Source organism: Candidatus Megaera venefica, from assembly GCF_034554655.1.
GTDB lineage: Bacteria > Pseudomonadota > Alphaproteobacteria > Rickettsiales > Rickettsiaceae > Megaera_A > Megaera_A venefica.
This window is the reverse complement of record NZ_JARJFB010000091.1, coordinates 1-7,801: the sequence shown is the minus strand read 5'-3', so window position 1 is coordinate 7,801 and position 7,801 is coordinate 1. Positions and strand designations below refer to the sequence as shown.

General features: G+C 35.9%; 9 protein-coding genes. 7 read left to right on the top strand and 2 right to left on the bottom strand.

Translation table 11 applies throughout. From position 1 onward, the window contains the following. Positions 1-175: 175 nt before the first annotated feature. A complete protein-coding gene (locus tag Megvenef_RS06040) occupies positions 176-643 on the bottom strand; it encodes a CinA family protein (protein ID WP_322777078.1) in 468 nt (155 codons plus the stop codon). A gap of 4 nt (positions 644-647) precedes the next feature. Beyond that, complete coding sequence (locus tag Megvenef_RS06035) at positions 648-1,259, bottom strand: phosphatidylglycerophosphatase A family protein (protein WP_410519766.1); 612 nt, start codon at positions 1,257-1,259, stop codon at positions 648-650. 28 nt (positions 1,260-1,287) lie between these two features. Here Megvenef_RS06035 and Megvenef_RS06030 point away from each other — a divergent pair, with 28 nt between their 5' ends. From Megvenef_RS06030 to Megvenef_RS06000, 7 genes are all read left to right on the top strand, one after another. Beyond that, positions 1,288-1,590, top strand: coding sequence for an EscU/YscU/HrcU family type III secretion system export apparatus switch protein (locus tag Megvenef_RS06030; protein WP_322777077.1), 303 nt, complete (start codon positions 1,288-1,290; stop codon positions 1,588-1,590). Continuing rightward, positions 1,587-1,892, top strand: coding sequence for a hypothetical protein (locus Megvenef_RS06025; protein WP_322777076.1), 306 nt, complete (start codon positions 1,587-1,589; stop codon positions 1,890-1,892). The genes Megvenef_RS06030 and Megvenef_RS06025 overlap by 4 nt, the downstream gene beginning before the upstream one ends. Further along, complete coding sequence (locus Megvenef_RS06020; protein ID WP_322777075.1) at positions 1,892-2,170, top strand: hypothetical protein; 279 nt, start codon at positions 1,892-1,894, stop codon at positions 2,168-2,170. The genes Megvenef_RS06025 and Megvenef_RS06020 overlap by 1 nt, the downstream gene beginning before the upstream one ends. Next, on the top strand, positions 2,167-3,081 hold the full coding sequence (fliP, locus tag Megvenef_RS06015) for a flagellar type III secretion system pore protein FliP (RefSeq protein ID WP_322777074.1): 915 nt from the start codon (positions 2,167-2,169) through the stop codon (positions 3,079-3,081). Before Megvenef_RS06020 ends, fliP begins: the two co-directional genes overlap by 4 nt. 15 nt (positions 3,082-3,096) lie before the next feature. Continuing rightward, entirely contained in the window at positions 3,097-3,414 is a 318-nt protein-coding gene (trxA, locus tag Megvenef_RS06010; protein ID WP_322777073.1) for a thioredoxin, read from the top strand. A 344-nt stretch (positions 3,415-3,758) separates the two neighbouring features. Continuing rightward, the gene (locus Megvenef_RS06005) at positions 3,759-7,058 is read left to right on the top strand and encodes an FAD-dependent oxidoreductase (RefSeq protein ID WP_322777072.1); all 3,300 of its coding nucleotides are present in this window, start codon (positions 3,759-3,761) and stop codon (positions 7,056-7,058) included. Then, positions 7,049-7,621 carry a MepB family protein gene (locus tag Megvenef_RS06000; protein WP_322777071.1) on the top strand — a complete coding sequence of 191 codons (573 nt, stop codon included), beginning with the start codon at positions 7,049-7,051 and terminating at the stop codon, positions 7,619-7,621. Before Megvenef_RS06005 ends, Megvenef_RS06000 begins: the two co-directional genes overlap by 10 nt. Positions 7,622-7,801: the final 180 nt, after the last annotated feature.

The following is a 7,801-nucleotide window of genomic DNA, read 5'->3' as shown; positions in this document are numbered from 1 at the left end:
CATATTATCTGCACAACCCAAGATTCAATTCTATATCTTCAATAAATTCAAAGCGTGGTTAATATAGCACATAAACTATAGGTTTAAATTTATGCAAATAAATAAGCGTCGGAATAAGTTCTACAAAGAACAAGAAAATTATCTAAAGGTTTATATAAGCAAATAGCTTAGTCCTCTAATTTTGTAACAAATCTAGTATAATTACTAATGCAATTATACACGCTTCTTTGCGTACATCTTCTCTATCACCTTTTAGATGATAAGTATAAGTTTTTACATCACTATCAGTTACAACTCCAAAACAAACCATACCCACTGGCTTATTTAGGCTACCGCCATCTGGTCCCGCAACACCAGTAACTGAAACTACTATATTACTACTTGTAATTTTTTTACAACCCAAAGCCATTTCTTTCGCTACGACTTCAGAAACAGCCCCGTATTTAGCTAATGATTCCAAAGAAACTGATAGTAATTTTATCTTTGCTTCGTTGCTATAGCTTACGATGCCAGCAGAAAAATAAGCGGAAGAACCTGGAAGGGATGTCAAGTACGATGCTAACATTCCTCCTGTACACGATTCTGCAACTGAAATCACCTTTCCGTTGCTTGTATCTCTTATTTTCTGGACGAGCTTTATCATAACTTTAACCTGAGTTTGGTATCAGCGGGTAAAAATCCAATATAAAAAATACTAACACATATTGCACCACGCTTGCAAATATTGCAGCAGCGACATCGTCAACCATAACACCCAGCGCTCCTTTGATATTCTTGTCCAGCCAATTAATCGGCCATGGCTTTAATGCATCAAATAACCTGAACAAAACAAATGGTAGTACGAACAAAAAAGCTATGTCGATATACATAGCTTCAAAATGCTCTGGTAACGAAGTTGCGTAAGTAAGTACAACTGAAAAAGAGCATAATATAACAGTAAGCATTTGACCAACTACTTCGTCAATTACTACTTCTTTAGGATCTTTTTCTGCCATATCTTCAATATATATAGAGGTAAAATATGTGCCGAAAATAAATAAAGCAATAATTGCAAACAACTCTATGGCAAATAGAGCTATTATTTGCTGCTCCTGGAAGTTAAAACCTTCAATTGGAAAAACAATTTTGTTATTTAGCGTAAAATACATTATTATATAACATAATGGAAACGCTGGTAGCGACCCAAATGTGCCTGGAGCATACTTGACCTTGCCAATAAAAAATACAGTTGAAATAAGTTCTGCAATTTTTTTACGCATATTTATCATTTAAATTTTAATTTTATAGATGTATCATTACAATAATTTTCAGAAAAATCAAAAGGCAGTTGCTCTTGGCTTCGATAAAAATAAAGATGCTGCGCCAAAAGTACTAGCAGCTGGCAAAGGGATTGTTGCTGAAAAGATAGCACAAATAGCTCGGGAAAATAATGTGCCCATACACAAGGACGCTAATCTTGTTGAGATTTTGTCTATTTTGGATATTGATGAATACATACCACTAGAAGTATATTCAGTTGTTGCTGAAATCTTCACTTACATATACGAGCAAGAAGTTATAAAGAAACAAAACAAAATGCGACGCTTATGAAAGAAGAAACTTTTTCTTGGACAGAAATCATGGCCAAATTTGATGAATTTGAAGCTGGCTTTTCAAAGGACCCAAGCAACCCTAAACTTATTAAATTCTTTGAGAATTTTGGAGCCACGGTAGTAAATAGCAGCTTTGATGCCAAACAACTGACTGAAATTAAAGATAGAATGCAACGGTTGAGAGGACTCTTTGACTTACGCAAAAGCGAATTAAAAGCAATGAGTTCTGCCGCACTGGCCAAGCATAATCAACTGAATCGCTACATCAAGAATGCCAACTATAAAAGTACTAACAAATAATGGAATTAGAAATTATTTTTAAAGCATTATTTGCCCTTGGGATAGTCCTTGGCTCTATGTACATAGTACTAAGAATTGTCCAGAGGTACACTAAATTTGGTACAGGTGCAAAATCAATTGGTAAAACAGGTGGTTTAAAAATTGAAAATATAGTGTATATTGACGAGGGAACTAAAATCGTCAATATCAGCAATAACAATGGATTCCATTATATTATCGCTATTAGCAAACAGAACTCTTTTTTAATTGATAAATACACCGCGACTAAGGAAGAATGAACAATATTACACCAAATCCTATATTAAATGAGACAAATGAATTTCAGGACAAGCTTGCGCAGCCTATATTTATAGATGAGCACAAGGAAGATTCACAAAATTCTTTGGATCATTTAAAAATAGGATTTGGTATTAAAACTACAGAAATGGTGAATATCTTTAGGAAGAAGGCCAATATATTTAGACTGACTCTTGGCTTCTTACTTGTTTTGCTTCCAATGATTTCTTTGGCAGATGATTCACTTGCCTCAGAAATAGAACACTTACTTGGCAGCAGTTCAATGACTAGCAGGCTAATGCAGCTTTTTATGTTGCTTACCGTCCTTGGACTAGCTCCTTCGATATTGATAATGGTTACATCCTTTGTTCGCATATCGATTGTCCTTTCAATTGTTCGAACCGCTCTTGGGCTGCAGCAATCTCCACCCAATCAGGTATTAATAAGCCTAGCTTTATTTTTAACCTTTTTCATCATGTCACCGACGTTGAGTGAATCCTATGACAATGGTCTCAAACCAATGCTAGAAGAAACCATGACTGAAACAGAGGCCTTTCCTTTGATTATCCAACCATTTAAAAAATTCATGGTATTAAATACTAGGCCGAAGGATCTTGACCTTTTTACATCTATTGCAAAAGTTGATCCTCCGCAAGAACTACAAGATCTCCCATTACGCGTTATTATTCCGTCTTTTATGATTAGCGAATTAAAACGCGGTTTTGAAATAGGTTTTTTGATATTCTTACCATTTTTGATTATTGATATCGTAGTTGCCTCAATTTTGATGGCAATGGGTATGATGATGATGCCTCCTGTAATGGTTGCGCTTCCATTTAAAATAATTTTCTTTGTATTAGTAGATGGCTGGTATTTATTAGCTGGAAGCTTAGTACAAAGCTTTGTAACTTAAAGACAAGAGACGATAATGACAAAAGAAATTACTGATAGTGAATTTGAGCAAGAAGTAACCAATTCGAAAGAACCTGTATTGATAGATTTCTGGGCAGAATGGTGCGGTCCATGCAAAATGCTCGGGCCCATAATTGAGCAACTATCTGTTGAGATGAAGGATAAAATAAAAATCGTCAAAATGAATATTGATGATAATCCAGAAGCCCCCTCATCTCTTGGCATTCGCAGCATTCCAACTATGATGATTTTCAAAAATGGGAAACCAGTTGCTACAAAAATAGGAGCTATCCCAAAAAACTCAATTAAAGCATGGATTGATTCATCTCTGTAAAAATTAATTAACCTGAGTTTAGCGTAAGAACCATAAAATACAAAAAGTGTCATCATTAATGTAATATACATCCTGACCATGGATATCAGGATCTCCGGCAACAGAAAAGAAGATCCTGAAAACAAGTTCAGGATGACTGTAAGACCCGCTTAAAGAACTAATACGGTCATACTGGACTTGATCTCCGGGTATCTCAAGTAACGAAATGAGATGCTAAAACTAGTTTAATGAAGGTGTGGCATCACATCAATGTACATAGTTTATGACTTTCTGATATGGCAGTTAAGCTTCAAAAATGTCGTAACCCTGGCAACAATTAATACAATTACTTTTGTTATCCTATTATGATTTCTTTAAATTTTGGCTTTGTATTTGAAGACCTAAGCTCTCTATCTGGACTTCACAATCTAGATAAGAGTTTTTTGCAATTTCTACAAAACCATGACAATGGTTTAGCTGATCAATTGAAGCATTATAGATCAATCGGATCTATAGCTATTGATTTAACTAATCACTCTGAATTTCTTCTGCAGTTATCTCCTTTTGTAGATGATTTTATTGCAGAACTTTTTAATATAACAAACGAAAATTTGGCCTTAAGGAAAGAACATAAAAAATTTGATCTAATTTACGAATGCAGGAGAAAATTTATTCAGAGATATGCAATTAAGCAATATCCTGAGGAAAAACTTGTGGGGCTTGATTTTGCACAAATTACTGAAAATATAAAGCTCTTAGTAGGTAATATTACAGAGCAATCAATTGCTCAATCCATTATTGAATGGCAAAAAGACCCTGTCACTTACCAAAATGAACTGATTATAGCAGCTCAATATTGTGCATTTATGGTTGCAATGGGTAGCTCTCTAGGTCTATTTGATCTACCAAAACCAGTTGATGAAAACAACCATATCAGTAAGCACAAGGTGGATAAACTAAGTAGAGATATTTATTTAGGTTTTAACTATCGCGATCAACCTAGTTCCCTTGATAAGGCTTACGCTATGGCCAAATATTGTATATATTGCCACAAGCAGAAAAAAGATTCTTGTTCAAAAGGGCTGAAAATTGAGAAACCAGGTTGCCCTTTAAAGCAAAAAATTTCTGAAATGAATCTGCTAAAAAGTCAGGGATTCAATATTGCCGCCTTATCAATGATTGTAGTTGATAACCCCCTAGTTGCTGCTACAGGTCACCGTATTTGTAATGATTGTATGAAGGCTTGTATCTATCAAAAACAAGATCCCGTAAATATCCCACTAGTCGAGTCAAATATTCTTGAGCAGGTACTAGGCCTACCTTGGGGTACAGAAATTTACGTACTCCTTACCAAGTGGAACCCACTTAATATTGATGAACCACTTCCACGCGCTTTCACAGGTTATAATGTACTAGTTACGGGCATGGGCCCTGCTGGATTTGCTTTATCTCACTATTTATTGAATGAAGGACATAAAGTAACAGCCATTGATGGATTAAAGATATCCCCCCTTCATTTTGATATCAAAAAACCAATAAAGTGCTGGCAAGAGCTGAAAATACCTTTATCTGAAAAATTATCTCAAGGATTTGGTGGAGTAATGGAATACGGCATTACTAATCGATGGGATAAAAATAATTTAAGCCTTCTGAGGCTGATTTTAGAAAGAAGAGAAAATTTTAATATGTATGGCGGGATAAGGCTAGGTAGCAACATTACAACAAAACAAGCATTTGTTTATGGATTTGACCATATCACATTATGTCTTGGTGGGGGCAAACCACGCTATGATAATTTGCCAGGCTACTTTGCTAAAGGAGTTCGCAGCGCCTCCGACTTCCTAATGAATCTTCAGCAAGGCATTGCTTACCACAAAGCCAGCAACACAAATTTATTAATACGCGTCCCATTTGTAGTTATAGGTTGTGGACTAACTGCCGTTGATAGCGCCACTGAGCTTATGCATTATTATCCAATGATGGTAGAGAATTTCTTAGTAGACTGGGAAAAGTCAGAGACCATTCTAAAAAATATGAACCCGGAAGATATAACTATTGCTAAGGAACTTATCCAGCACGCAGAGTTATTTAGAAAAGCAATAAATGATGAAGAAAAGCTAAAAATAATGCAAAACCTTGGTGGAGTGACTATTTGTTATCGTAAATCAATCAAGGAATCGCCGGCATATAAATTGAACCCTGAAGAAATAGAACACGCACTTGCTTTGGGTATAAAATTTGAAGAAAATATTTTGCCAAAAGAGATATGCACTGACGAATTTGGCTATTCCAAGTTAGTAAAATTTACTGACGGAAAAGAAATTCTAGCCAAATCAGTTCTCATTGCAATCGGGACAGATAATAATGAATTTCAAGATATTGATGAAGATATTATACCAAATCTCAGATTAGATGAGACAAATGAATTTCAGAACGAGCTTGCGCAGGATACATTTGTACGTGAGCCCAAGGGAGATCCACAAAATTCTTTGTATCCTTTAAAAAAGAGATTTGGTATTAGTTATTTTGGTGATTGCGATCCTCAATATTCTGGCAGCGTGGTTCGTGCTCTTGCGAGCGCCAAGAACGGATATAAAGCAATCAGTCAAAGCCTAGTAAAGCGCAAACCAAAGAATTTGACTAATCTTCACAAGGACTTAAAGAGCACTGTGGTCAAGGTCAATATATTATCTGAAAATATTGTTGAAGTAATAGTACACTCACCACTAGCTGTACAAAATTTTAAACCAGGGCAGTTTTTTAAACTACAGAATTACTCAACTAATGTCAGAAAACTTATGGAGCCACTTGCTTTAACTGGTGCCTATGTTGATCGACAAAAAGGTACTATATCACTAATCATCCTTGAAATGGGAGCATCTAGTAAATTATGTCGAGAGCTTGTAGAAGGAGAGGAGATTATCTTGATGGGGCCAACTGGCACTCCTACAAAAATTGTACAAAACAAGAACGTAGCTTTAATTGGAGGTGGCCTTGGTAATGCGGTGCTACTAGCAGTCGGTCAGGCATTAAAAGCAAATAATTGTACTATTACATATTTTGCTGGCTACAAAAAACAGCAAGATCGATTCTACCATGAAAAAATAGAGCACATTGCTAATCAAGTATTTTGGGCCTGCCAAGAAGAGAAGCTTAGTACATCAAGAGCCCAGGATTTCTCAATAAAAGGCAACATTATAGACGCTATTAACTATGCCAAAAATGTTAGACTTCTTTCCAAACTCGCTACCAAAGAGCAGATGCTAGAAGCCCACGGAGCGCAAAACCGCAGCGTACTTGATGTACGCGAGGATTTGAGCACCGAAGCGACAACGCAAATGCCTTTGGAAGTAGAGTTTGGAAAGAAGTCTATTGGCTCATTAGATAAAATAGAGTATGTAATTTGTATTGGCTCAGACAGAATGATGCAGGCGGTTGCAGAAAAAAAATTAGAATTATTTGGTAATGCCCGAATGATATGCAGCCTTAACTCACCTATGCAATGCATGATGAAAGGAATTTGTGGTCAGTGCATTCAAAAGGTTGATGATGAACGAGGTTATATTTTTTCATGCACTGCTCAAGATCAAGACTCAGATATTATTAATTTTAAAGTACTAAGAGACCGACTTGAGGCTAACTCATTGCTAGAGAAATGGACATAAAAATGACAAATGATAACTTAGAAGGTCTGCCTAACGATCTTATTTATTCTATTCAAAAAATATATGTCCCTGCAGGACTACAGGTGACAACCAAAGCCTTGCGTGAACCTGAGAGCTCTGAATATGGTGCTTGTCGCTTTGGCCTTAATGACTATGGCATTGCTTTTCGTGTAGCAAAAACAACTCCTACTAAACTCGGCCAATTCGTTACTATTTGGAAACGACCAACACCGAAAGGTGAAATTGCACCGCTCGATGCCACAGATAATGTAGATTTTGTTATAGTGTTCGTATCAAGCGGAATACATCGTGGCCAATTTATATTTGACCAAAAAATATTATTAGAAAAGCGTATCATGTCCCAAGGTGATAAAGAAGGTAAGCGTGCCTTTCGTATATATCCACCATGGACAACATCTCTATCCAAAGAAGCCTTGAAGACTCAAAAATGGCAACTCCCTTACTTTTTTTCCTTAGAACAAAACTTGACTAAAAGTTTTGAAGAAATACGTAAACTCTTTCAACAAAAAAGGATTGGGATTCAGCCCAGAAACTCCCTCTAAGTATTTAAGAGTTATCGGTATTTAAATAAGTATCTAGTAACTAATCAGATAATTGTATATATTCAGATTTGTTAAATCTAAGGTAGACGCTTCATTATTTATTCTATATAGTCCCTCCGTCAAAACTCTCCCCGCCTGAATTAACAAGGGGTTTCATGTCATAAACAGCTTACAAAATCC

What these genes read in the sequence shown, in the direction of transcription:
- Megvenef_RS06035 (WP_410519766.1), bottom strand. Translation starts at nt 1,259, where the DNA reads ATGCGTAAAAAAATTGCAGAACTTATTTCAACTGTATTTTTTATTGGC.
- fliP (WP_322777074.1), top strand. Translation starts at nt 2,167, where the DNA reads ATGAACAATATTACACCAAATCCTATATTAAATGAGACAAATGAATTT.
- Megvenef_RS06000 (WP_322777071.1), top strand. Translation starts at nt 7,049, where the DNA reads ATGGACATAAAAATGACAAATGATAACTTAGAAGGTCTGCCTAACGAT.
- trxA (WP_322777073.1), top strand. Translation starts at nt 3,097, where the DNA reads ATGACAAAAGAAATTACTGATAGTGAATTTGAGCAAGAAGTAACCAAT.
- Megvenef_RS06025 (WP_322777076.1), top strand. Translation starts at nt 1,587, where the DNA reads ATGAAAGAAGAAACTTTTTCTTGGACAGAAATCATGGCCAAATTTGAT.
- Megvenef_RS06040 (WP_322777078.1), bottom strand. Translation starts at nt 643, where the DNA reads ATGATAAAGCTCGTCCAGAAAATAAGAGATACAAGCAACGGAAAGGTG.
- Megvenef_RS06005 (WP_322777072.1), top strand. Translation starts at nt 3,759, where the DNA reads ATGATTTCTTTAAATTTTGGCTTTGTATTTGAAGACCTAAGCTCTCTA.
- Megvenef_RS06020 (WP_322777075.1), top strand. Translation starts at nt 1,892, where the DNA reads ATGGAATTAGAAATTATTTTTAAAGCATTATTTGCCCTTGGGATAGTC.
- Megvenef_RS06030 (WP_322777077.1), top strand. Translation starts at nt 1,288, where the DNA reads ATGTATCATTACAATAATTTTCAGAAAAATCAAAAGGCAGTTGCTCTT.